This window comes from Ningiella algicola (genome assembly GCF_028401415.2).
Classification (GTDB): Bacteria; Pseudomonadota; Gammaproteobacteria; order Enterobacterales; family Alteromonadaceae; genus Glaciecola.
The window spans coordinates 961,491-985,526 of the sequence record NZ_CP171821.2; the positions used below are offsets into that span (position 1 = coordinate 961,491).

Here is a 24,036-nt window from a genome sequence, read left to right on the forward strand (position 1 = left end):
GCAAGCAAGGTTTGCTTGCAGACTATAAACCTTAGTCACCAATTTTTGCCCAAGTGTCCCGAAGCTCAACGGTTCGATTAAAGATAAGCGTGTCTTGTTTGCTCGCCTCATCTGCACAGAAGTATCCCGTTCTTTCAAACTGAAATCTTTCTTGCACCTTCACATTCCCAAGCGAGGGTTCAACGTAGCCATTCTTCACAACTAAAGAGTCAGGATTGATGGTACTAGCAAAGTCTTCCTGACTGGCAGGATTTGGATGCGTAAACAAACGGTCGTAAAGATTGAACTGAGCTGGCTTTCCCTGTGATGCACTTACCCAGTGGATGACGCCTTTCACTTTGCGCTCAAGCGGATCTTTACCGAGCGTTTGAGGGTCATACTCGCAAAATATAGTTGTGATATTGCCTTGCTCGTCTTTATCAACTCTATTTGCATAAATTACATACGCATTTCTCAAGCGAACCCCTTTGTCCAGGGTCATGCGCTTAAACTTTTTATTCGCCGATTCACGAAAGTCATCTCGTTCAATCCAAATCTCTTTTGTAAACGCGATCTTTCGGGAGCCCATATTTTCATCGTTTGGATGATTGGGCGCCTCTATCCACTCAGGCTCATTTTGATTTTCGTCGCTGGGGAAATTCTCAATCACCACCTTTACAGGGTCAATCACCGCCATCCGACGGGGGGCACTAACGTTAAGCTCGTCACGAATACAGGACTCCAACATGCTCATTTCGACCATATTGTCCATTTTCGTTACACCAATGCGTTTGCAGAATTCACGAATAGATGCCGGGGTATACCCGCGTCGTTTTATGCCTGCAATGGTTGGCATACGTGGATCATCCCAGCCTTGAACATGCTCCTCTTCTACCAGTTGAATAAGCTTGCGTTTACTAAGCACCGTGTATTCTAAATTCAGTCTGCTTGACTCATACTGGCGCGGAACACAATCAATGGTGATGTTTTCGATTACCCAATCATACAGGCGTCGATTATCTTGGAACTCTAGCGTACATAGAGAATGTGTGATCCCCTCGATGGCATCTGAAATACAATGCGTAAAATCATACATGGGATAAATACACCATTTATCACCTGTTTGGTGATGGTGGGCAAATTTAACACGATAGATCACGGGATCTCGCATGCACATGAACGGTGAGCTCATGTCAATTTTTGCGCGCAAGCTGCAGGTGCCTTCTTTATATTCACCCGCTTTCATCTTTTCAAAATGAGTAAGATTTTCTTGCACACTAGTGTCGCGATAAGGGCTATTTTTTCCAGCCTCCGTCAGTGTGCCGCGCAATTCGCGCACTTGTTCGGGTGAGCTAAAGTCAACATACGCCAGTCCTTTTTCAATTAACTCTATGGCGAAATCATACAACTGATCAAAATAATCAGATGAATAGCGCTCTTTGCCGTTCCAAGTAAATCCGAGCCACTTAACGTCTTGTTTAATCGAATTAACAAAGTCGATGTTTTCTTTGTCAGGGTTGGTATCGTCGAAGCGCAGATTGCATGTGCCATTGTAGTCCTGCGCAATGCCAAAATTTAAGCAGATGGCTTTCGCATGCCCAATATGCAGATATCCGTTTGGTTCAGGAGGAAAACGCGTATGCACGCTTTCGTGGAGACCTGAAGCGAGGTCTTTATCGATAATTTGGCGAATAAAATTGGACGGACGTGGCTCAGTCTCGGCCATAAATGGTATTTCCTTCTAATATGTGTTTGTTGAAATTCTTCTAATAAAATTATAGCACTACCGAAAGCATCAATTCATAAGAATTTTTCTCATCGACCCGCATCCATATTGGGGCAAGTTGACGTAAAGTAAATAGATTGACAATAATTCATGCGCTTAATCAAACGCTTTGATTTGAACGATTAGGCTTCAATAGTGTATAAACCATTCAACGACAGCAAAAATTCAATCTATGAAAAGCAAAGCGACTTCTTTTGATATAGCCCATATGGCCGGCGTTTCTCAGAGCACCGTTTCACGCGCCTTAAGTGACAGTCCACTTGTAAATCAGGAAACTCGCGACAAAATTAAAAAAATTGCGAGTGAACTCAATTACAAGGTAGATAAAAATGCGAGCAATCTGCGCAAGCAACAAAGTCAAACGCTTGCCCTGCTGTTGTTTGAAGATCCAACGAACGACGACTCGCTTATCAACCCATTCTTTATCAGCTTGCTAGCCAGCATAACTAAAGCCTCAGCCAGTGCTGGTTACGACTTACTTGTTTCGTTTCAAGATATGAGCGAGGACTGGCATGCGGTATATGAAGACTCAAATAAGGCAGATGGCCTGATTTTATTAGGTTATGGCAGTTATACCGATTACGTGTACAAACTCAGTCAGCTAGAAGAACAAGGCACGCGATTTTTGCGCTGGGGAGCTCCTGACAAAGCTCATCCAGGTATATCGGTAGGATCAGATAATCTACAAGGCGGTTATTTGATGGGACAACACCTAATCTCACTGGGATATAAGCACTTCGCATTTATTGGTGAAGCGGACATTGGCGCGCCAGAGCTGTTGGGGCGCTTAAAGGGATTGAAAAAGGCGATGCGAGAAAATGGCTTGCCCCCTGACTCGGTGTTACAAGAAAACGCAATATCTACTGAACTCGAAGGGCATGACGCCGCACAAAGATTGATGAAGCGTGTTGCACAAGACGAGCAACCTGATGCAATCTTCTGTGCAACCGACCTAATCGCCACTGGCTGCATTCGCGCCTTGCGCTCCTTAAATCTGTCAGTACCAGAGGATATTGCTGTAGTTGGCTACGATGATATTCAAATCAGTCAATTTTCCCTACCTCCCCTTACAACAGTGCGTCAAGACACATTACTTGCGGGACAAATATTAGTATCGAACCTGATAAAACTCATCCACAACGAAAGTGTCGAAGATGTGACAATGGCGCCGCAGTTAGTCATTAGGGAATCCTGCGGCGTAAAACTTTGATGTCGATGCAATACGCCGCTTAAATTGTTTCTAAGTCGCTTGTTGACGCTCAACTTCCTTCACAAAAAACACAGATATAGCCGCGCACAGCATGAGCACGCCGGCAAGCACTATGATATTTATCGCGACATTATCAAAGGCATATTTGAGTATCAGCCCTGCAGTTAATGCACTAATGATTTGCGGCGCGGCAATGGTGAAGTTGAAGATCCCCATATAGATACCCGTTTTATCCGCCGGCAAAGAACCTGCAAGCATAGCGTAAGGCATGGCTAAGATTGCTGCCCATGAAATTCCAATACCTATCATGGGGATTAGCAAATACAACGCCCCCATGGGTACAGTTACTTGGGTAATAAATAAGTTAACATCCGTAGGCGTTAAGTCCTGGAAGAACAAGAAGCTTATGTAGCTGATACCGCCTAGAGCAAGTGAGCATGAGTACACCAGTTTACGTCCAAGTTTGTCCGCAAGTTTGGCAAGGAATATTGAAAATATCGCGGCAAATAATGAATAAGCAGCAAAGATAATACCGACCCAATCTCCTGCCGCACCCTTTGCGGCAACAATGTCTAGCGGGATAGTGTCAAGTGATGACAAGTAGGCTTGATCGAACCATTTCTTGTCAACGCCCCATATATGTTGAGTAATGGCGTTGGTGGTGTAGACCCACATAATAAACAGTGAAAACCATGAAAAGAATTGCGTAACCGCCAAGCCCTTCATCGTTTTTGGCATATGAATCACTAAGCTGAAGAAATTTCCAAGTCGTTCGCCAATGGATTTCTTCTCAGCAATTTGCTTCGCAACTTCATCAGCATCCATTCCGTTGTAAGCATAATACTGTTCGGGCGGATATTCTTTGGTTCTAAACACGGTCCACAACACTGAGCCCAGTAAAACGGTTGCGCCGATATAAAACGCCCACATCACACTTTGCGCCACTTGCCCTTGCTGCGCGGTATTGTCTAAGCCAATCACATTGGTTAGTAAAAACGGCAATAAAGAACCCACTACAGCACCAATATTAATAAGCAAGGCCTGAACGGAATAGCCTACATTTCTTTGACTCGCAGGCACCATATCTGACACCAGCGCTCTAAAAGGTTGAAAGCATACGTTAAATGACGCATCCATTAATGCAAGCATCATCACGCCAAAGATCATCGGCGCTACAAAGGCGACGAACAAAGGGGCGTTTGGCATTAAAAACATACCTAAAGCGGCAGCAATCGCGCCTGCGAAAATAAATGGCGTACGCCTGCCCATTCGATTCCAAGTTCTGTCGGAAGCAGCTCCAACGAAGGGTTGTACGATAAGCCCCATTAAAGGCGCTACAATCCAAAAGAAGGAGAGTTGATGCGGGTCAGCGCCTAAGTCTGACAATATCCTACTGACATTTGCATTTTGCAGCGCAAACCCGAACTGAACGCCTAAAAAGCCAAAGCTAACGTTCCATATTTGCCAAAAACTTAAGCGAGGTTGTTGTTGTGACATAATTGATGCATTCCTAAGATATTGCCGCTGCAGTGTGTTAAATACTTGTAAGCATTATGTTTAAGATTGTACCCTGTGCACATCATAAAAACTAATCATCTGCATACGTATTCACGTTTGTAAGCAGGATTTTTAGCGTTATAAAATTTGTTTAAAGGCTTGATTACCCTATGCAAAAACGACTCATAATACTTGGCGGCGGAACTGCCGGATGGATGGCGGCAAATCTATTGCGCAAGCATTTAGATGAACACGCATTCAGTGTTTGCCTGGTAGAAAGCCCCGACATAGGCATTATTGGCGTTGGCGAAGGGTCGACTCCTCATCTTAAAGTGTTTTTTGATGAGCTTGGAATTGACGAAAATGAGTGGATGCCCGCATGCAATGCGACGTTTAAAAATGGCATCAGCTTTGTTGATTGGACGGAACATTTATCAGAAAATCGATACTTTCACCCCTTCCCCTCCGCTACAGACCGTCAGACAGTTGCCGCGTTTTTAGGGCATTGTCACCTTAAGTTCAAGGGTGTGAACGTGAGCACTAACCCTGACGATTATTTTCTTGCCGCACAACTGGCCAAGAAACATCTAGCGCCAAAAACGAAATCACCTGTCCCCTTAAACTACGCCTATCATTTTGACTCTCACTTACTAGGCTCATTTTTAAAGGATGTGGCGATGAAAAATGGCGTAACGCACATCTCGGGCACGGTTGATGATATTGCCTTGCATCCAAGCGGCGACATTGCTAGTTTCATGATGACCGATGGCAAGTGCATCAATGGTGATTTTTTCGTAGATGCCAGTGGATTTAGAAGCCAACTACTGCAAAATTGCCTACAAGTAGGCTTTGACTCATTCTCGGATTGTCTGCTCAATGACAGCGCAATTGCACTGCCCTCGGCAGTCAGTACGCCACTTACATCAGAGACCCGCGCCAGTGGATTAAAACACGGCTGGGCATGGCATATTCCGTTAACCAACAGAACCGGCAATGGCTACGTTTTCAGTCAGGCGCATTGTGATTTTTCCGCTGCCGAGAAAGAGCTGCGACATCATATCAATCAAAACACTAATGATGACAAAACATTAAACTCAAAGATTAAATCGTCTGAAGTGTTGAATGTGAACGCACGCAGAATACACATGAAAGTCGGTCAAGCTAAAAAACACTGGCATAAGAACGTGGTCGCTGTTGGACTGGCACAAGGTTTTATAGAACCGCTTGAAGCGACCGCGCTGCATTTGGTGTTGGAAACTTTGATTGGCTTTATCACAGAGTTTAAACAAGGCGAGCTAGACGGTGCTGCACTACACCAGGCCCAGAACAGTTTTAATCAAAGCATGCGAGAAAGATATGAAGGCATACGCGACTATATTGTGTGCCATTATAAGATGAACACGCGCAGCGACAGTCAGTACTGGATAGACGCACGAGAAAACACGACTGCATCAGACAACCTTGCAGCAGTGATTGACGCTTGGGATGCTCATCAGGACATAACGCCCATACTCAAAGCGCGCGGCATGGATAAATACTATCCAGCTGTATCTTGGTATTGTTTATTAGCCGGGTATGGCAGGTTTGACAGTGCACATTTGCAGGCACCTCACTCAAAGGCTGCGCAAGATGCGACTCATAGAGCGGCCAGCGGTTTGCGGCAAGTAGAGCAGTATCTGGATAAAGCGTGTTCGCAATTTATTCCCCATGAGCATTATTTTAACCCGAACTCTGGATAAGAGACAGCGCTCGGGTTATTTAACATTACATGATAACAACATCATCGAGCCCTGCTCAATTAGCATCTTTTTTCAATTCATGCTTTGCGCAATATGGCCTGAACGCAGATGAAGTATTGAATAGTATGAAGTTCGCATTTATTCTTTACTAACGCGCTAAAATGAGGAATCTGGCATGGACCCAGAAAAGCCAGAATACAAAACAGGGCTGATGCGGGAGCTGCTGCGCCGCCGTGTGTTTCAAATTACCGGTATTTACTTCGGTGCTATATTTGGCGTGATGGAATTTACCGATATGATCGTCCAGAGGTACAACCTTTCTGATGTAACGATCGATATTGTGCTTGCCGCCATGTTAAGCATGCTTCCGGCGGTAGTTATCCTCGCTTGGGGTTTTGGTGCACCTGGTAAAGATGCCTGGGGACGTACTGAAAAAATCACTCTTCCAGTCAACCTTGTGTTTGCACTTGGGATCGTATTTTCTCTAAGTGTTACCCAAGATGTGGAAAGCGTCGTCGAAAAAGTAGAATCGGTGGATGCAAACGGACAAACAATTGTTCGGGATATTCCCAAGCAAAAATATGTAAACCGACTTCAAATCTTTTTCCTCGACCCAAGTAGGTCGGTATCTGAACAAGCCAACTGGCTCAGTTATGCTGTCCCTGAAATACTCAAAATAGAACTCGAACAAAACCCCTTTATTGTTCCCTTCACGCTTTATCGACACGGCAGCAACGGCATTTTTTGGCGGGTAAAGCGCGCCGGATTCGAGGATGGACTGAACATCCCGTTGAGCTTAGCTAAAAGCATTGCTGGAGACTCCAACAGTGACTTTTTTGTGAGGGGTGATATCGATGTGGTGGCAGGGAATTACCAAGTTAACGCACAGATATTTAACTCTAAAACTGGACGCTCAGTTGATACGCTTTTCTTCGTCAATTCAGATTTATACGCACTTACATACGAACTGGCAGAGGCGCTAAAAGTCAGTATGCAAGTTCAATCCACTGGCGATTCAATGACCAGCTATTTGCCAGCTGCAGAGAGACTTACGGAGGATTTTGATAGTTTTCAGTCTTTCATAAGTGGAGTCAACAGCTTTGTGTTTAATAACGACTTTGAGCTAGCAAAAAAACACTTAAGCGAGGCGCTGCATGAAGATCCAAGCTTTGCATATTCGCGCATATATCTTGCAAGTATTCTTGAAGAACAAGGCCAGTTTTCTCAAGCCAAGAGTCAACTCCAACAGTCTTTAGACTACGCCTATAAATTGACAGAACAAATGCGCTTCGAGGCACAGGCCCGCTTACATTTTTTAAATGGAAACCGCACTGAAGAACGAAGAGTTTACGAGGTATGGAGTGAGCTTCATCCTAATAGTGTAGGCCCTAAAAATGCCCTGGCCATGAATCATTTATATTTTGGCAATGAGATTGATGAAGCCATTGAGTACTTCGAGGCGTCGCTAAGTACCGACCCCAATCAAACGTGGGTCTACCAGCAGTTGGGCGTGCTGCATGAAGTGCAAGATAGACTCGATCAAGCACGATATTACTATCAAGAATATGCTCAGCGCGACCAATCGAGTTACGAACCACAGGCAGCGCTTGCTCGTATAGCGCTGACTATCGGTGACTTTGAACAAGCAAGAGAGTATTTACGTAAGGCGATGTATCTGCGCACCGACATGGTTACGCCCATGTTGCTAATGGCCGATTTAGAGCTGCGCGAAGGAAATTTGGACTTAGCGCAGATGCGGCACAACGATGCATTTGTCATAGCAAAAGCGCCGCGCCAGATAAGTAGCGTTTATGCGCAACAAATTGATTGGTTCATGCAACAAGGGCAAAACCAGCGTGCTTTTGAGACCTTGAGAAAGTTTCAGAGCACATTAAGCGAATATGAGGACCCTATTAATGCGATGTTTAAAGCCAAAATTTCATACATGTATTTGTATGTTGATGCAAATAAAGCAGACCTCGCATTGCTTGAACTGAACGCGCTCAAAGAGACGCTTCAAGCCCCTTTTGATGACTTACTGAGCATTGGCTATGTATTCTACTATTTAGCCCTTGAAGATACCGATAGCGCTCGGCTATACCTTGGCACCATGGAAGAGCAGATGCGCTCGCAGAACATGGCACACGTCTTTCACATTTTGTATTTCGCGAAAGGCTTACTTGAATATATTGAGGCGAATTACTCAGCAGCCAGCGCTTACTTTATTCAGTCAAATAAAGCCTTCCATCAATCCGTTAATAGTGTGGAATCCAATCAAGTCAATGAACTCCTAAGCTATTATTTAATTCGAAGTTTGCGATTAAATGGCAAACCAAGCGAAGCGCGGGAACATGCACATAAAATACTGCTGCAGCGACCTTACTATGCATTGATTAATGTAGAGCTCGCGCATCTTGAGCACAATGAGGGAAACATCAGCGCCGCAACTGAGGCACTTAACAAAGCGCTAGCGATGTGGCAAGAAGCAGATGAAGGTTTCACGCCAAAAGAAGAGGCACTAAGCTTACAAGCCTCATTAATGGAGTCTAACTGAGCTATTGCCAAGCACTAATCAGCCAAAGGTTCTATTATTGCGCATTGCTTTAATAAGAAATCAATTTCTGATGATTCAAATATCTCCGCACCCCCCTTTTGCTTTGAGATAGTCCAGCAAGGGAAGAATCGCATTTTTCTTATGAAACCTCGATGGTTGTGCAAGTATGTAGTCCATCATCTCAGGTGCATTGAAAATCTCCTTTTCGTGCACGCAGTATATTTCATTACCAGTTCGCTTAGCCTCATCGTTCATTACGGCAATCGCATCCATAGCACCGCCTAAATAGCTCTGACAGAATGCCGAATCTAGCTTAGATTTATCGCAATACTGCTGAAACTCTTCAACGTTTAGCGACCAGGAATAAGCAGAAGAGAACATAAGGCTTAAACCGACAAGCACGCGTAAAGAATAATTAAATATCATTTGAAACCTCTAAATAATTAATGTAAAACATTAATAAGTTATCATTTTACTTTAATTTATCAAGGATTTTTTATGACTACAGAAAAAATGAGCAAGGTTATTTCTCACTTACTACTGGTTCCAATCGCCCTGCTGTTTATCATGTGGATATACTTTTTAATCAACATCGGTGCATTCGAAGATGTCGCAAGGTCTAATATCTCATATGCCATTAATTGGGATAGCGTGTCTGAGTTTCAGCTATATGTTGCCGCGCTTCTTAGCCTGCTTCCACATTTGATCATCGCTTGGGGACTTCTTCATTTGCGACAACTTTTTCAAGCCTTTAGTGAAGCGCGTGTATTTGATAAAGACAATGCGCAATCAGCTAAGCGATTTGCTAAATCCCTGGTCTTTTTCTGGGTGTGCAGTTGGATAGTGTCAGTTCTAGTAAGTCTTGTATTGTCCTGGAACCACGCCTCGGGCCAGAAGGTGTTGAGTATTCAGTTTAACAGTGAGCACTTGGCAGTGCTATTGCTTGGCCTAGTCTTTTGGGTCATTGCTAAAGTGCTATTACAGGCGCATTACTTAGAAAAAGAAAACAAAGCATTTGTATAAAGGCACTTAGTATGACGATTGTCGTAAATTTAGATAGGATGCTGGCGCATAGAAAAATGCGATCTAAGGAATTAGCATCTGAAATTGGATTATCTGAGCAAAACCTATCGCTTCTGAAATCGGGCAAAGTAAAAGGCGTTCGATTTAACACTTTAGAGAAGATTTGTGAGGTTCTGCAATGCCAGCCGGGAGACTTACTCGAGTATAGGCCGACATTAGTTCCCCAAGATAGCCCATCAAAAAAATAAGCACTAAGGAATTCACGATGTAATATCCTAATGATGTGCAAAAAGCTCCGCATACTTGGAGCTTTTTGCGGTCATTGGATACAGGATTGGCTGCGGTAAGTGAGCTGTTGGTGGTGGACAGGGCAAAACTGCAATATTGCTTTATGGAATTTATGAGAAAAAATACAATGATTAAGTCTATAACTACGTGCATCATTTTGCTGTTGACAGCGTCTTTACTCTCTTGTTCCGAAAATAAACAGCCTGCTTGGATTAAGCCAGACACATATACAATCAGCTGCGGTGAGTACTATAGTCATGAAACCCCACTTGGCATTTTAAATAATAATGTTTGGAACAAACATGCCGCTGACACGGACTCGTGGGAGCAATGCTTAGAAATGCGAAGTATTGATGGAAACACACAATATGGCTGGTCGTGGTCTTGGCCATTTGGGCGCAGAGTTATTTATTCTCAACCGCAAATTAAAATTGGTGCATCGCCTTGGGCGCCCGAACCAAAATTTAACGATGCATTCCCTATCAAAATCAGTGAATTGACAGAATTTACAGTGAATCATGAGCTTGAAGTATACAGTAACGGAAATCACAACAATGTGACTACCATGTGGTTATTAACGCAAGCTTATCATGGCTCAAAGCCTAGGCCAGACCTAATCGCAGTGGAAGTTATGATTTGGACTTATGCAACGCCCGCACATTTTGACCCTGCTGGTAAAAAGTACTCTGAATTAACGATAGGGGATAGTATTTGGGAGGTGTGGTACGAAAAAGACTGGAACGATAAATCTGGCGTAAATGACAATCAATGGATAAGCCTCTCTTACCGTGCTGATGAATCCTCCATGAGCGCAACCATACCTGCGCTCAAACTACTACAATTCGCTATTTCCGAAGGGCTAATTAATGATGAACTCTTTATCGCGGATATAGAATTAGGGAATGAGGTGATGAGTGGCTCGGGCATCGCTTGGGTGAGAGAGTTTTCAGTGGCAGTGCATTAGATAAGGCCCTCCTTGAACGTTTGAGAGGGCATGTCAGCTCGACATTTACACCAATCATTAAGCCATGCATTTCAATTAATCGACGATGATCTAATAAAAAATCACTTGCGAAAGGGTGCCAGCACGTCATAAGCCTTCCATTGAGGAGACAAAACAGCGGCTAAACCACCTATAACGACACAGCCCCACTGAATCCCGCCTGCAATCATCAATCATAGCGACTGAATACGCCGAACGCTTTGTCTCTAAAGTAATGAGGACTTGACCTTATACTGTACATCGCATAGTATACATTACTATGCATTACACAGTATGTGACATACAGTAAAAAGCCGGAATGCAATATGTCAGAAGATAGAACCCATAAATTACGATTAGAGCTACGCCGAGGCGTACTCGTTTTAGCCGTGCTGGCAGCCAGCAAAACGCCTCAATACGGCTACTCATTGCGCAAACACTTAAACACTGCTGGCATAGACATTGACGAAGGCACGCTTTACCCGCTTATTCGCAGGTTAGCCGATCAAAACCTACTCGACAGTGAATGGAAGCATACCGGCGGTCGCGAGCGGCGTTATTACACACTTTCGGCTACCGGCAAAGAAGTACTTTCTCAACTTTCCTCAGATTGGCACCAACTTAATACCAGTCTGTCAAACATATTGTCTTCAAAGGAGTAACTCATGGAATTAGTCGAACGCTATTTAAATGCGGTTAAACGAGAACTACCTACTGATAAACAAGACGACATCGTACGCGAGCTGCGCGCAAATATCTTGGATGAAATAGAGGCGGCTCAGCTCGACAACACGCCTCTAACGACCGCCAAAATTAGCGATTTATTGCGCGCAAAAGGACACCCAAAACGCATTGCCCAGTCTTATGCTCCTGCATCACCTTTAGTTGCGAGCGACGATATGCCGCTTTATAAAAGTGTGTTAATGAAGGCTATGCTTTTGCTTTTTGGCTTTTCAATTTTAAGCGCCAGCACCTTCCTGGTTGAACAACAAACGGTAAATGCTTTCGCCTATTTATTTGTCGCGTTAGGTAAGTTTGTCGACAATATCGGTATCGTTTTAATAGTGGTAACGGTCAGCTTCTATTACTTGGGTAAGCATGGCTATTTAAGCCGATGGCGATATGGTGATTGGTCACCCGAAACCCTGCCCGCTCCCAATGCACAAGGCATCAGTAAATCCGACTCGATCACTGATATCACCACCAGCGTATTCGGGATCATGTTATTGTGGACATCACTATGGATGAACGAAACATCACACAATAATCTCCTATTTAGCATCGCCCCCGATATGGAGCACTGGCGCATCATCTTAAGCATATTGCTGACGTATTCTTTGCTTGCGGCCATATTTAGACTTAGCCAGCAGTATTGGACAAAGAGGCTACTAGCGTTTTATATCATCGAGTATTCAATCTATTTAGCTGTAGCAATTGTTTTCGCAAGCCATAAACAATTGGTAATATTCGCCCATACCGATTTCATCTACAGTGAACGTAAAGACTTCGTTGAGCTGCTAGCCACTGGACATAGCTATATATGGCTGGGTTTCGCCATTGTGCTGGGCATTGTGACTGTGTCGCTAATTAGAAAATGGATGAACTTGGAAAAACAATAGATAAGGCAAACAGGCAGATAACTTCAGCATAACAAAATCTGCCTGTTAAACTACTTTAGGGCCTGTTGATCTTTATCATGGTCCAAAAATGGCGATGGCGAAAATGAATACGTATGTTGCCATTTCGAAAATATGCCTTATCGCGATATAACCAAACTGACTGCGTGCGAAGAATTTTCCAAGGCTAACAACCCCAACGTCAAACCGCTTACCTTCAAAACGTCGGTTTACAGCTCAAACGAAATTTCTGTCTTAGCCGATAGCTCAAACGACACTGTCAAAACTTTGCTGTACTCATCCCAATGCATACCATCTTGATCATCAAGCACAGATAGCCCAGATGCTGCTTGAATCGAATGAGGGTCTGATTCAGACTTCCTTAATTCAATAGCTGTAGGCGCTGTTTGCAAACCATAGATGGAGTATATTATCCGTCTTGCACCTGGTGCACCTGCATAATTCCCATCAACCTTTGCGGATAAAACCAAACTTTGCTGGCTACGAGCACTTTTGAAATGTATAGACTGATATTGCGCATCTCGAAGGCTGTTTGGATTTGTCCCATCGTCCTCTAACATTGAATAGTCACCGCTTCCAATCGACGCGTGCGTGTAGTGGCGAACGCGAAGGCGCTCAGTTGAATAGCCTTGCGTATTTTGCATGCTATCGACCATCGGAATGAACGCGCCCGCTTTCACCAAAACTGGAATTTCGTTCATTGGCGTCGGTATATCTGCTGCGCTGCCACCTTGGTAAATCAAGGGACGTGTCGCCGAACGCTTCCCAGTTTCGCTGCCATCACCAAAAAAGTTAAACCAAACGCCCTCTGGCAAGTTAATCGTCTGTGATGACACATTTGCCGATACCACAGGCGAGACTAACAAAGACTCTCCCCACATATATGCATCGGTGCGCGAAATATCTTCGTCTTCAAACATCATGAAAAGCGGTCGCATAAGCGGTACGCCAGTCATACTGTTTTGCATGCTCATAGAGTAGTTGTATGGCATCAGTTGATAGCGCAACTTTACAAACGGGCGCACTAAATCCTGGGTGCTTTGATCGTGAAATATTGGCTCTGGCGGGATATGGTCTTGCGCGTGGGGGCGGTATACACCTTGGAACACACCATATTGCATCCAGCGGACATAAAGTTCCGAATCGAATGCTTCGCCGCCTGCAAAACCACCTAAATCTGAGTGAGTGTATGCTAATCCAAATAAACTCATTTGCAACGCTAGCTCAACTTGAGGCTTAAGACCGTTCCATGAGCGCTCTACGTCGCCGGTCCACGGGATCATGCCGTAACGCTGCGTACCCAAAAAGCCAGATCGCATCATCACAAAGGGACGTTCATCTGGACGCATTTGTAATTGACGCTCGTAGACCATCTGCGCCCATTTATGACCATAGACATTATGAATTTTATCGCCCGTAACGAGCTGACCTTCAAAATTGTGTAAACTATCGCCCGGGTGGACTTCGGGCTCGCCTAAATCTCCCCACCAACCCGCAACGCCTTGTTCGTTCAATTTTTCATAGTACTGCCAAAACCAATCTTGTGCATTGCTATCAAATACATCGACCAGACCGGTGTTACCGAAGTAAAAATCAAAACGTCTTGGGCCTCCGGCTAAATTCTTGGCTAATGACTGATTTGCTACTGCACTATCCCATTGCGATGAGCTACTTAAAATAAATGGCTCGGTGATCAAAATCGTTTTCACGCCTTTATCCGCCAATGCCTGAATCATTTTTTCCGGCTCTGGAAAGGCGGGTTTATGCCATTGTAAATTCCCCATATGCCCTTTAATATCTGGACCAAACCAGAACAAATCCAACACGACGGCATCCACTGGAAAGTCCTGTTCAATAAATTTATCAATCGTATCAAGTGTTTCCTGTTGACTGCGATAGCCAAAACGAGAAGCATAATTCCCCAGTGCCCATCGCGGCGGTAAGGGCTGTTTTCCGGTTATGCTGACGAAATTCTCTACGAGTTCTTGGCTGTTATCACCAGCGCTAAAAATATAAGACGTTCTTCCTGCAACCGCCTCAAACTGCAGTACGTTTTCTTGAGTATGACCAATGTCTAAAAAGCCACTTGCGCTGTTGTCAAAAGCGATGATGTAATTTTTACTCGACATGATAGCGGGCAAACTATAGTACATTTGATTAGATTCAGTGCTGTAGCCATAATGTGCTCGGTTATAAAGCGGCATCCGATGCCCTCGCCTGTCCATACCTAGCACTCGCTGACCGCCTCCCAGCATTTTTTCACTATCGTCCATCAAAAATCGAAAGCCACGGACAGTATCGTGCACAAATAATCCGACCTCTTCTTGAGCAAGCACAATATCGCCTTTTTTAAACACTAGGCGTAACGGTGCCCTATACACATCAACATTAAGTTCTGGCAAAGCGAAAGTAAGGCGATCGTCAAATTGTGTCAGTGACACATCGGGCGCAACACTGTCGCTTTCAGAAATCGCAAATGATGGCAGTTGTTTTACGCCCTCTGGTTGATAAAACACTTCGACGCTTTCATTATTCAGTGCCGTTATCGTTAATTGCCCTCTATTTGTTTCAATGTGTAAGACCGAGCCCGTTAAAGATGTAGATTCGACTCTTTGACTTTGAACAAATAAATTGCCGCTATCGCGTTGCTCCAGCTGCGAGTTGCTATCTACCGATGCAGATGACTCTGCGATTGCAGGGTTTACAAAACAAAATAGCAGCGCTATTGCGACAGCATGGACTTGCGCCAAGTGCAAGCGCATGCGCTGTACTGAGAGATTCATTCGTTTCATTTAAGCTCATCCAAGGCCAATTCAAACACAAGTGCATTTTGCGCAGGAAGCACCACATCAATATGCCCACTACTAAGATTTTTATCCACGCTTAAATAGGTCTCAGGCTCGCCAGCCTCATTTGCCGGAGCATTCCCAATGAGGTCGTTTAGAACATATCGGCCTTCAAATACTTTCCACTGCATCAACAAGTCTTTGGGTATACTAATGGGAGAAATAAGCGCTGCATCGCTAAAATTAGCGAACACAAAAAAAACCTTTTTATTTGTGTAGCGGATAAAAGCGAAGTGTTCCTCGGTGTATGCGGTGCCTGCATTAATGTTTAATTTGTGAATGTTTGCATATTGCCCTCTCATTGCTGGATGATGGGCAGACAGATTGAGAATATCAATATGAAACTGACGCAGCGCTTGCTCTTCATCGCTCAGTAAGGCGCCATCAAAACGGCCATTGTTCATCCAGCGCTGGTGAGCTGGTACCCCAGCATAGTCAAAAATGGTAGTGCGGCTTGGATCGCCAAACCCGGTCTCTTCACTGCCGTCTTCACCCACATCTTGCCCAAAATAAATCATGGTTGGTGAACGGCTGATCAGCGCAGATACCGCCAAGGCTGGCTTACCTTTCTCAGCATCTCCAGCAAACTCAGGACTCGCTATCCGTTGTTCATCGTGGTTCTCTAAAAAATGTAGCATATGCTGCTCAATGTCGGCAATACTGTCTTGTATATCGACAATGGCACTCATCCCAACCGTAGTATTTTCTTGTGAGGAAGCCTTACCTTGCATAACCGGTTTAAGTGCATCATAAAACTCCACCTTATCGTATAAGTAATCCATTTTGCCGAGCTGCAAATAGTCACGGTATAAATGAGGTTGATACACTTCAGCCAGAAGTAATGCATCAGGACGCTTTGTTTTGATTGACGCATTTAAAAACGACCAAAATTCAACCGGCACCATTTCTGCCATATCAAAGCGAAAACCATCCACGCCTTTATCTAGCCAATAATGTACGATTTGCTCGAACTTGTACCATGAGTCTGGTAAATCTTTGTCTTGCCAAAAGGCGTGATGCGCCTGATAGCCCAACAGCCTAAACTCTTCCGGTAATGCGGGGAAATTATAGCTGCCATCGGGTTTTACACCATAATTCACTTTTACCGTTTCGTACCAATCGTTAACATCGGGCTGAGCTGCTCTAGCGCCATTGCCTGTCCATTTAGCTGGCGTCTCGTCAAACTGTCCGTCTGACAATGGATGAGCTTCACCGCCTAAAGGAAGATGAATGCTTTGCCCTTCACGCGCTGCGGGTACTTTAAAGGATTCACCTACTACGTAATAAAAGTTGTTGTTACGTGCGTATTCGACAGAGGTATCGTCATTGACACCAAAGTCTTTAACCCCTTCGGGCTTGCTCAAAGACTGATAGTCACGCGCTACATGGTTAGGGACTATGTCGATAATGACCTTCATGTCGTTGGCATGAGTGCGAGCGATAAGGGCTTCAAACTCTTCTAACCTACGCTCAACGTTCACTGCCAAATCGGGATTCACGTTGTAATAGTCTTTCACAGCATAGGGCGAACCTGCGCGACCTTTCACCACATCAGGATCATCAAGTCCAATGCCATATTCAGTATAATCGCGGATCACTGCATGATGAGGCACCCCTGTATACCAAATATAAGACGTTCCTAACTCCCTAATACCCTGTAAGGCAAGGTCGGTAAAATCGTTAAATTTACCTACACCATTTTGCTCAAGTGTGCCCCACGGCACATTGTTTGTATTAGTATTGCCAAATAAGCGCGTAAACACCTGATAAATAACTGGCTTACCTTCGCCTTGGGTATGATGCCCGAGCATATTGACATTTAGAGCGACTTTATCAGCATGTTGTTCATTAGTCATATCATCACTCGTTTGTGATTCTGGAACACTTTCTTCGTGACCTACGCTTGAGTCCGAACAAGCGGAAACTAAAACAAAAGAAGTAAGCAACACTGAGAAGAAAAAAATTTGAGAAATTCGTCTGCGCATGCGCATCGAACTGCTAGAAACAAATTGATTGAACATAAAGAAGGCATCTTCAAGCTAAATTGATTGGCAAAATCATACCCGTTAACAAAGTGTTAAAACAGTTACATACGTATTCACAAAAAATACCGGAATAATTTTGATTATAAATGCCGGTTGTATGAGAGTTGCAAAGTGCTATTAAACACTTATAAAAAAGCCAGCGGAATTCGCTGGCTTGTAAAGGTTCTAAGTGTCTTGGGACAAAACATTTTCCCTAGATTTAGAACCGGCCTGTTACACCTAAAATCACACGGCGGTCTGTGAGACCTTGTGCACATAAAAGCGCATTCTCGTTGACGCACCATTCGGTGCGGTCTTCACGGAGTAAATTCACACCGTCAATGCTAACCGTAAACATCTCATTAATGTCGTAACTAGCGTTCATATTTAATTGCGCTCGATCATCAACAATACGTGGCATATCGAAACTAATTAAACTACTCGTTCTAAAGGCTGAACGCCATGTGTATCGGGCTCTCACACTAATGTCGTACTTATCGTAGAACAAGGTGAAGTTGTAAGAGTCATTGGATAGGTTAGTTAACTGAAAGCGTTCTTCTACTACATCATCATCCAAAGTAGGTGTGGATTGATCAGTATCCGTTCGACCTAAAAGCTTGTTCAGCGCGTTAGCATCACCTGTGGCAGGTCGGAAGTCTTCAAATTGGAAGCCTGCCTCTTGGTAGGTATAGTTAACAATCACCCCGAAACCAGAAGCCCATCCAAGTTCACTTTCAAACTCACTCAAATCATATTGTGCAGCCAATTCGATTCCTTCTTGGGTTTCCTCCTCAGGTAAATTTATAGAAGTCTGTAGAGGCACACATATGCCCGTACCATCTTCAACTGATGACCAAACATTTCTATCTGTTACCGCTGGGTTAAAAATACCGCCGCCTTCACATGGTGGCGTAATATCACGTTCAATTTGGCCAGTCTCACTAATTGGCTCAGCAGGGTTATCGCGAATTACATCTATCACGTCTGTGCGCTCTTTACGAAACACGCCAGCGCTGACGAAGGCTGAATCAGAAATGTAATACTCCAACGATAAATCGTATGAAAGTACTTTCTCAGGGATCAGGAAGGGATTACCCACATTCACGGCCGCCCCCGCGTTGCCGCCAAATGCAATAGATGTCGACATATCATCGAAGTCAGGACGACGAATATCTTTGGCAATACCACCTCTTATTATCAAGTCCTCGGTCACCTCTGCAACAATATTGAATCGAGGCAGTATGAAGTTATAATCTGATTGCGTGGTAGTTTGATTTGTGATTTCACCATTTTCGATATTGTTCCCTACTGACGTTAATTCTGTCTCGATGTAGCGCAGACCTAAGTTACCTCGAATCGCCACGTCACCAATCTCAAAATCGTAGTCTCCCTGAAGGTAGAGCGCGAGCGTTTCTTCCCGGATATCAAAAAAGCCGCTTAAGTCTTCAGTCGCTTCCCCAATCAGTGGATACGGGTCAGCAATATTACCAGCAGCAATTTGTGCTGCATTGTTTGCCGCAATGGCTGAGTTAAGTGAATCTAACACTGCCTGTGGATTTTCGAATGACAAAGCCCCGTCAATCATTAAATAGTCACGCACAAAAAGACGTCGACCGTCAGCAGCATCAAAATTGTCTGGACCCGCAACTATCACGTCTGAGAATAAATCGGCAGTAGGTCTAAAGAATCGAGTATTTGCATTGGTAAAATTAGATCGAGAATTCGCGTTATTGACTAGCGCGGTGTTTTCGTTCCAGCGTAATCCGAGTCTAAAGTCTACAAAATATTCGCTAACATCCGTTAAATCGTATTTTCCATCAAACCTAAAGGCTGTCTCTGTGTTTTTCCGCTTATTTGCACCTATATTAGCTTGACGTAAAGCGTAGTTGGCTGGATTGAGCAAATCAGCTGTACTTGGTGAAGTATCAAAACCTTGTGCAATACCAAACTGCAGCGTTCTGTTAGTCGCGTCAAATTCAGCCGGTATGCCGTTATCAACACTTGCACCAGGAACAGGTTGAGGGCCGTTTGGATTAATAAAATCGAGCGTGGTACTCAAATTTGGAAAATCTGATTTATTATCTGAGTATGACAATTCAGTGATTAACTCAAAGTTATCAGTCGCTTGCCACTCAGTACCAATGGCAAGTACTGAACTGTCGGTGATACGAGAACCGTTGTTGCTTGAAACACGCAAATTTGGATCAATACGATTGCGAGAGTCTACGCCAACGCCAACAAAGCCCTGTGTCACAACTTGCACTTCGCCCAATACCAAATCGCCATTAGGTCCATCAATCGTGCCTAAATCAATGGTTTCAAAGGCGGTGTTGTTCATAGCGTCAACTGCCGCGTTAGCGCCTGTACCAGAAAAGAAGGCTCTTGCGCTTTGCTGAATTCGTTCTTGTCTATTAATGGTCACATCCGTATAGACCTTAAGGTCATCATGCGGTCTATATTCTATGGAACCTGTAAAGTTGGTCGTTTCATACTCAAATCGCGTCAGCTGCTGATCTAAAAATTGAGTACGCAAAAAGGGAAATGCCTCTGCGCTCAAGCGCCCAGAGTCTGGTAACACTTCTCTATCGCGGTCAAAGCGAGGGTCAAATGACGCCACATCTAGCTCAGCATAGCTGATGGTAGCAACAACACCCATCTCGCCGCCGCCAACTTCAAAGTTATCACCAAAAGTGGCCGATAATCTCGGCGTAGTGCTTTCTGCCAAGTCACTTCGATCCGCTTGCGCTCGAACAGTAAACAACTGCTCGTCTAAGTCCAGGCCGCGAATGGTGCGCAAGTTAATCGTACCCCCTACAGAGCCTTCGATTGTGGCTGCGGTGGGTACTTTAGATACTTCAACAGAGGCGATAAGCGCCGCAGGCAAATCATCAAAACTTATACCAGAGCGACCATTGCCCGAACCAATCGTCGACACACCATTTATTTCGACACGGTTGGCACCTGTCCCCCTGATTTGAACACCAGTACCCACACCGGCCGTTCTATCAATCTGAACACCGGTGATGTTTTCAAGCACTTCCGCCAAGTTAAGGTCTGGCAACTTACCTATATCCTCGGCTTGGATAACCTCTACCAAATTATTTGAGTTACGTTTTTCGACAAGCGCACTGGCCAGTGCGCTTCGAATTCCCGTTACTTCAATGACTTCTGTGGGTGCCTCAGAATTTTCGTCCTCATCGGTCTGTTGTGCCATTGTTGCAGTAGAAGCAGTGCTCAAGGCAACCGCAACTGCTACAGCGATTTTTAAGCGATTAAAATCTTTGTGTGTTGACATGTGTGTTCCCTAAATTTTTGTCTACTGTGGGTAGACTTTATGGTGGTTTTCGCGCTTTTACATCTTTATATACATTTATAACAAAAAATAAACAATTTCATGCAATTATTCAATTACTTTAAGTCATAACAAATCATTAATAAGCAAAATTACGTTATTACGCGCATGAAGAAATAAAAGTGAAGATCGCGCAAGCCCAGTAATGGCAAGGCTGTAAGGTGGTAATGCCAATATAGGGAAGGTTTAGCTTATTGTTAATTTTGTTGAAATTATTTTTATCGATGCTCTGAAAAAAACGGCGTTATCACTAAATAGACTATTTTTTGCACGGTGCACGCACTCAAATGTAGTGAATTAAATGGTTGCGATATGCAATTTGATAAAGTGTAAACACTAAATATCGCGTCAGTGTTATTTCCCAGTTATGGCCTGCAAGGTGAATTTGGCGGTAGCGCCAAGCTCCAAATTGTTAGTCAAGGTGAGCTCCTCGCCATGATTACGTATAATTTGACGGCTGAGGCTTAGGCCAATTCCACTGCCCGTTTTTTTCGTAGAATAATAAGGAGTGAATAAATTCTCAGGGTTTTTGACGCCGTAGCCATTGTCTATGATGGATATTTCTAAAATTTCGTCTATTTGCGTCCAAGTTATTGTTACAAGGCTAGGCGCTTCAATTCCTTGTAGCTTACTAACATTTGCTTCATGCGCATTCTTTATCAAATTAACCAAGACTTGCTGGATTTGCTCACTGTCTGCTAATACAAGCGCTTTCCCATCCTGAACTTTGAAGGTTACATCGGCGAAAAGTAAGCAGGTATCATTGATAAGTTCGTGAAGTGCAATTTCGCTTTTATTAGGTTCTGGCAGCTTTGCCAGTCGATGGTAGTTCTGAATAAAATGATTCAACGCGTGCGCTCGCTCCTGCACTACATTGAGTCCCTGAACAAAATCATCCTTGTATTCTGCTCTTATTACCTTTTTCTTTGCCTCTAAACTTGCCAAGGTTTCGGCAATTGATGCAATAGGCGCAAGGGAATTATTGATTTCATGGCTCAGTACGCGCAACAGCTTCTGCCACGCTTTGCGTTCCTCCTCCCTCAAAATATGCTGAATATGAGTAATAAAGATTAAGGTGTTTTGTTTCCCATTCTCCAAGTAGCTGTCTTTGCTCACTAATACACTTTCTTTTTTATTAGGCAATGTAATTTGAATAGACGCCTGAAAATCTTTTTCAATCACTGGATGCAAACCGAGCTGTTTGATGGGCCATCCTATAATGTCGTGCTGTTTTGATGAGAATAACTTTTCCGCGGCAGGATTCATGAGTGAAATTCGATGCTGTTCATCGCAGGCAATTATCGCAACATCAATCTGATTAATGATTTTTGTTAGCAGTATTTGTTGTTCACGAGTGATGAGACTTTGTTTACTCAAGCGCTCAGTCAATCCATTTAGAAGAGCATTAAATTCAGCTAAAACACCTTTTTTGCCCCGGATATTCGCACGTAAGCTATAGTCTCCCGTCACAATCGCCTCCACAATATTGGTGGAAGTGCGTAACTGAGAAACAGCGTACTGACGAATCGCAATAAAAGAAAACACTGCGCTTGTGTAAACCACTATAAAAATAAGCAACTTCAAATAGATGGATATATCGATTAAAACTATTAGCACTGTGCATACAATGAGCGCCGGCAATGCACCAAATATTGCTAACCTGACTAACTTGTCCTCAAATGCATAGCGTTGATTTTGAACAGAAATTTGCGCTTATCCTAATGTGTACTTTTCTAGACGTCGGTAATATGCGCTTCGACTCAAGCCCAAAGAGTCACTGATCTGAGCAGGGTTTTGTTCAAAGCGAAGCAGGCGATCACTTATCACCGCCTTTTCTATATCCTCCAGACTAGCCTGTTGCCAATCAATTGGAAAGCCCTCACCCTTATCATTATCACCTGGCACATCACCATCGATGATGCCGAGTGACTGCGGCTCAATAATATCATCGTTTGCCAAGAAGAACGCACGCTCAATAATGTGTCTCAGCTCTCGTATATTGCCAGGCCAAGCATAAGCTGTTAGCACAGACATAGACTTGTCGCTTAAACGCTTTTCAGGCATTTGATATTTGCTTGCATATTCTTTAATAAATGCGGCACTAAGCATCGGGATATCCGCCTTACGGTAGCGTAAAGGAGGAATTTCCAAGACAATTGTATTGAGTCGATACAGTAAGTCTTGACGAAAATTTCCGTTTTTCACCATCTCTTGTATGTTAGCGTTTGTGGCACTTACAAGGCGAACATTCATCGATTGAGTTCGACTGCTGCCAACTTTTTCAAACTGGCGTGATTCCAATACCCTGAGTAATTTTGCTTGTTGCGCAAGATCGATAGTGGCGATTTCATCCAAAAATATCGTGCCGCACTCCGCTAGCTCAAATCGACCGATTCGATTTTGTTTTGCATCTGTAAAAGCACCTTTCACATGGCCAAACATTTCACTTTCAAAGAGCGTGCTTGAAATTGCCCCCATATTTACTGGAACAAATGGGGCATCTGCTCTGCTTGATTGAATATGCAGATATTCTGCAAGTGCACTTTTCCCAGTGCCGTTTTCACCCGTAAACAAAATGGACATGTCGCTTTTTGCAAGCTTATTTAGTTGTTCTAATAAGAGTTGCATGGGCCCTGACTGAGCAATAAATTGCGCCTGTCCTTTTAAAGACTGATGCGCATCGCGTAACAAGTCGTTTTCTGCTTGGAGCTTGTTGCCACGCGCAAACAGCGAAGCCTTCTCTATTTGATTATTAACCACTGACAATAAGCGTTCATTGTTCCAGGGCTTCTCTATAAAGTCGCTCGCGCCCATCTGCATGGCAGACACAGCAATTTCTACACTGCTGTAGCCAGTCATAACCACAATGGGTAATTCATTATGCAGCTTACTGACCTGTTCGATTAGTGCCAACCCCTCTTGACCAGATGTGGTGTCAGCGTGATAGTTTAGATCTAACAAAGCGAGTGAAAATGTACGCTGTTTTATCTGTTCAATCAGTGCTTCAGGGGTGGTGACACAACTGACTTCAAACTCATTTAATTCAAGTAGCAGTTTTAATGCTGAAAGTACATTAGTGTCGTCATCAGCGACAATAATCGAATAGCTCATTTAGCGCC

16 protein-coding genes are annotated in these 24,036 nt (G+C 43.9%); 8 read left to right on the forward strand and 8 right to left on the reverse strand.

The genetic code is table 11. The annotated features are described in order from the left end of the window. Positions 1 to 31: 31 nt before the first annotated feature. Complete coding sequence (glnS, locus tag PN836_RS04395) at positions 32 to 1,705, reverse strand: glutamine--tRNA ligase (RefSeq protein WP_395343916.1); 1,674 nt, start codon at positions 1,703 to 1,705, stop codon at positions 32 to 34. Positions 1,706 to 1,937: 232 nt separating this feature from the next. On the opposite strand from glnS, the gene PN836_RS04400 reads away from it, so the two are divergent. Continuing rightward, a complete protein-coding gene (locus tag PN836_RS04400) occupies positions 1,938 to 2,975 on the forward strand; it encodes a LacI family DNA-binding transcriptional regulator (RefSeq protein ID WP_395343918.1) in 1,038 nt (345 codons plus the stop codon). A gap of 30 nt (positions 2,976 to 3,005) precedes the next feature. Here the strand turns inward: PN836_RS04400 and PN836_RS04405 are convergent, their stop codons facing one another. Then, entirely contained in the window at positions 3,006 to 4,472 is a 1,467-nt protein-coding gene (locus tag PN836_RS04405; protein WP_395343920.1) for an MFS transporter, read from the reverse strand. Between the two features lie 170 nt (positions 4,473 to 4,642). On the opposite strand from PN836_RS04405, the gene PN836_RS04410 reads away from it, so the two are divergent. After that, a complete protein-coding gene (locus tag PN836_RS04410; RefSeq protein ID WP_395343923.1) occupies positions 4,643 to 6,211 on the forward strand; it encodes a tryptophan halogenase family protein in 1,569 nt (522 codons plus the stop codon). 175 nt (positions 6,212 to 6,386) lie between these two features. After that, a complete protein-coding gene (locus tag PN836_RS04415) occupies positions 6,387 to 8,765 on the forward strand; it encodes a tetratricopeptide repeat protein (protein ID WP_395343926.1) in 2,379 nt (792 codons plus the stop codon). Positions 8,766 to 8,840: 75 nt separating this feature from the next. Here PN836_RS04415 and PN836_RS04420 read toward each other — a convergent pair whose 3' ends face one another. Next, the gene (locus PN836_RS04420) at positions 8,841 to 9,191 is read right to left on the reverse strand and encodes a hypothetical protein (protein ID WP_395343928.1); all 351 of its coding nucleotides are present in this window, start codon (positions 9,189 to 9,191) and stop codon (positions 8,841 to 8,843) included. 72 nt (positions 9,192 to 9,263) lie between these two features. Here PN836_RS04420 and PN836_RS04425 point away from each other — a divergent pair, with 72 nt between their 5' ends. The 5 genes from PN836_RS04425 to PN836_RS04445 all read left to right on the forward strand — a co-directional run bounded on the left by PN836_RS04425 (position 9,264) and on the right by PN836_RS04445 (position 12,677). Then, positions 9,264 to 9,788 (forward strand): DUF2975 domain-containing protein, encoded by a 525-nt coding sequence (locus tag PN836_RS04425; protein ID WP_395343931.1) that lies wholly within the window; start codon positions 9,264 to 9,266, stop codon positions 9,786 to 9,788. 11 nt (positions 9,789 to 9,799) lie between these two features. Beyond that, positions 9,800 to 10,036, forward strand: a complete 237-nt coding sequence (locus PN836_RS04430; protein WP_395343933.1) for a helix-turn-helix domain-containing protein — start codon at positions 9,800 to 9,802, stop codon at positions 10,034 to 10,036. Between the two features lie 152 nt (positions 10,037 to 10,188). Continuing rightward, positions 10,189 to 11,040 (forward strand): GH12 family glycosyl hydrolase domain-containing protein, encoded by an 852-nt coding sequence (locus tag PN836_RS04435; RefSeq protein ID WP_395343935.1) that lies wholly within the window; start codon positions 10,189 to 10,191, stop codon positions 11,038 to 11,040. 344 nt (positions 11,041 to 11,384) lie between these two features. Further along, positions 11,385 to 11,720: a PadR family transcriptional regulator gene (locus tag PN836_RS04440; RefSeq protein ID WP_395343938.1), complete on the forward strand. Its 336-nt coding sequence runs from the start codon at positions 11,385 to 11,387 to the stop codon at positions 11,718 to 11,720. Between the two features lie 3 nt (positions 11,721 to 11,723). Then, positions 11,724 to 12,677 (forward strand): hypothetical protein, encoded by a 954-nt coding sequence (locus tag PN836_RS04445; protein ID WP_395343941.1) that lies wholly within the window; start codon positions 11,724 to 11,726, stop codon positions 12,675 to 12,677. Positions 12,678 to 12,904: 227 nt separating this feature from the next. On the opposite strand, the gene PN836_RS04450 is transcribed toward PN836_RS04445, so the two are convergent. The 5 genes from PN836_RS04450 to PN836_RS04470 form a co-directional block, all read right to left on the reverse strand. Then, entirely contained in the window at positions 12,905 to 15,487 is a 2,583-nt protein-coding gene (locus PN836_RS04450; RefSeq protein WP_395343944.1) for a TIM-barrel domain-containing protein, read from the reverse strand. Further along, positions 15,484 to 17,526, reverse strand: a complete 2,043-nt coding sequence (locus PN836_RS04455; protein WP_395343946.1) for an alpha-amylase family protein — start codon at positions 17,524 to 17,526, stop codon at positions 15,484 to 15,486. Before PN836_RS04455 ends, PN836_RS04450 begins: the two co-directional genes overlap by 4 nt. Before the next feature lie 259 nt (positions 17,527 to 17,785). After that, complete coding sequence (locus PN836_RS04460; RefSeq protein ID WP_395343948.1) at positions 17,786 to 20,860, reverse strand: TonB-dependent receptor; 3,075 nt, start codon at positions 20,858 to 20,860, stop codon at positions 17,786 to 17,788. A 411-nt stretch (positions 20,861 to 21,271) separates the two neighbouring features. After that, entirely contained in the window at positions 21,272 to 22,462 is a 1,191-nt protein-coding gene (locus PN836_RS04465) for a sensor histidine kinase (protein WP_395343951.1), read from the reverse strand. A gap of 168 nt (positions 22,463 to 22,630) precedes the next feature. Continuing rightward, on the reverse strand, positions 22,631 to 24,028 hold the full coding sequence (locus PN836_RS04470) for a sigma-54-dependent transcriptional regulator (RefSeq protein WP_395343954.1): 1,398 nt from the start codon (positions 24,026 to 24,028) through the stop codon (positions 22,631 to 22,633). Between the last annotated feature and the right edge of the window lie 8 nt (positions 24,029 to 24,036).

Coding starts and splice junctions, on each gene's coding strand:
- PN836_RS04445 (WP_395343941.1), top strand. CDS start 11,724: ATGGAATTAGTCGAACGCTATTTAAATGCGGTTAAACGAGAACTACCT.
- PN836_RS04415 (WP_395343926.1), top strand. CDS start 6,387: ATGGACCCAGAAAAGCCAGAATACAAAACAGGGCTGATGCGGGAGCTG.
- PN836_RS04455 (WP_395343946.1), bottom strand. CDS start 17,526: ATGCGCAGACGAATTTCTCAAATTTTTTTCTTCTCAGTGTTGCTTACT.
- PN836_RS04460 (WP_395343948.1), bottom strand. CDS start 20,860: ATGTCAACACACAAAGATTTTAATCGCTTAAAAATCGCTGTAGCAGTT.
- glnS (WP_395343916.1), bottom strand. CDS start 1,705: ATGGCCGAGACTGAGCCACGTCCGTCCAATTTTATTCGCCAAATTATC.
- PN836_RS04435 (WP_395343935.1), top strand. CDS start 10,189: ATGAGAAAAAATACAATGATTAAGTCTATAACTACGTGCATCATTTTG.
- PN836_RS04440 (WP_395343938.1), top strand. CDS start 11,385: ATGTCAGAAGATAGAACCCATAAATTACGATTAGAGCTACGCCGAGGC.
- PN836_RS04470 (WP_395343954.1), bottom strand. CDS start 24,028: ATGAGCTATTCGATTATTGTCGCTGATGACGACACTAATGTACTTTCA.
- PN836_RS04405 (WP_395343920.1), bottom strand. CDS start 4,472: ATGTCACAACAACAACCTCGCTTAAGTTTTTGGCAAATATGGAACGTT.
- PN836_RS04410 (WP_395343923.1), top strand. CDS start 4,643: ATGCAAAAACGACTCATAATACTTGGCGGCGGAACTGCCGGATGGATG.
- PN836_RS04425 (WP_395343931.1), top strand. CDS start 9,264: ATGACTACAGAAAAAATGAGCAAGGTTATTTCTCACTTACTACTGGTT.
- PN836_RS04430 (WP_395343933.1), top strand. CDS start 9,800: ATGACGATTGTCGTAAATTTAGATAGGATGCTGGCGCATAGAAAAATG.
- PN836_RS04400 (WP_395343918.1), top strand. CDS start 1,938: ATGAAAAGCAAAGCGACTTCTTTTGATATAGCCCATATGGCCGGCGTT.
- PN836_RS04420 (WP_395343928.1), bottom strand. CDS start 9,191: ATGATATTTAATTATTCTTTACGCGTGCTTGTCGGTTTAAGCCTTATG.
- PN836_RS04450 (WP_395343944.1), bottom strand. CDS start 15,487: ATGAAACGAATGAATCTCTCAGTACAGCGCATGCGCTTGCACTTGGCG.